This window comes from Candidatus Magnetaquicoccus inordinatus (assembly GCF_004217665.1).
In the GTDB taxonomy this organism is placed as follows: Bacteria; Pseudomonadota; Magnetococcia; order Magnetococcales; family Magnetaquicoccaceae; genus Magnetaquicoccus; species Magnetaquicoccus inordinatus.
Window position 1 is genome coordinate 1 of the sequence record NZ_RXIU01000509.1, and the last position, 1,120, is coordinate 1,120.

1 protein-coding gene is annotated in these 1,120 nt (G+C 54.2%); it reads left to right on the forward strand.

The window, feature by feature from the left end; genetic code table 11:
- Window positions 1–235: 235 nt before the first annotated feature.
- A partial coding sequence (locus tag EJP87_RS16905; protein WP_130472987.1) for a tetratricopeptide repeat protein occupies window positions 236–1,120 on the forward strand: 885 nt, incomplete at its 3' end.

Here is a 1,120-nt window from a genome sequence, read left to right on the forward strand (position 1 = left end):
CGAATTGGCGCAAAAATGCGCGCCAATCCGCACAGCTTGTTTCCATTAGGCGCTTAAGCCGACGCAAAAAGCGCGTCGGCTTGTTGTGAAAGGCGTGCCAAAGGCAAAAGATTAAAAGCAAAATCCCAGGGATTCCATCCCTGGACCCGGCCAGGGAGGTGCCCTCCCTGGACCCGCAATAGTTTTGGGTGGTGAACAGTTACAAGTTCAGATTACCAGCAAGAAAGGAGCAGTAATGGAGGAGTCTGCAGCAGATTTGCCTGCCCCTTTGCCCCAAACCTTGGCAGAAGAGGGCTGGGCGGCCCGGCAAGCTGGTGATCTGGACAAAGCCTGGAACATATTTGAAGCATTGCGCAAAAGCGAGCCAGGCAATCCAGAGTGGTTACACCAGACCAGTATGATCGCTCTGCATCGCGGCGAAACAGAGCAGGCAGAGCAACGGATTATGGCAGCGCTGACCTTGTCACCCCATCATCCCCTGCTGACACTCAATCTTGCTGAGGTCTATTTTCGCAAATCGCAGTTGCACAACGCCCATACCGCCCTCCAGCAGGTGATTCAGCAAGAGCCAGACAATGTGCGCGCCCTGTGCCTGATGGGCAAAACCTTGCTGCGCTTGCGCCGCAATGTCGAGGCGATTCAACCATTGCAAAGAGCTTTGCAAATAGAGCCGCATTTGGTCACCGCCCATCATTGGCTGGCAAATGCCTACTATGCCATTGTCTATGCCGGAACGGTCAATCCGCGTGGTTTGCTGTTTCAAAGCAATTATCATGCACGCCTGGCCCGCTATTATGAAGGCAAGCCCGACGATCCGCTCGCCTTTCCCACGGATCATGCCCTCTTTCTGCAGCCCCATCGGGCCTATCAAGCGGCGTTGCACAATCAAAATCTGCTCTGTTACTACCTGGGAAACCCCATCCCCGACGCACCCTCTCATCTACTGGGCATCCCTGGCAATCCGACAGAGGTGGTAAACTATTTTGTCCACTCCCGTCTGCCTTTTCCGGCTGATGTTGAATTTAATCCGGCAGTGCAGCAGGAAGCCGTTTTTGCCGGTATTGTTGTTGCCGTTTTGAATGCAGCCCATCAACAGCGTCTGGCCAAAGCCCAGCGTTTG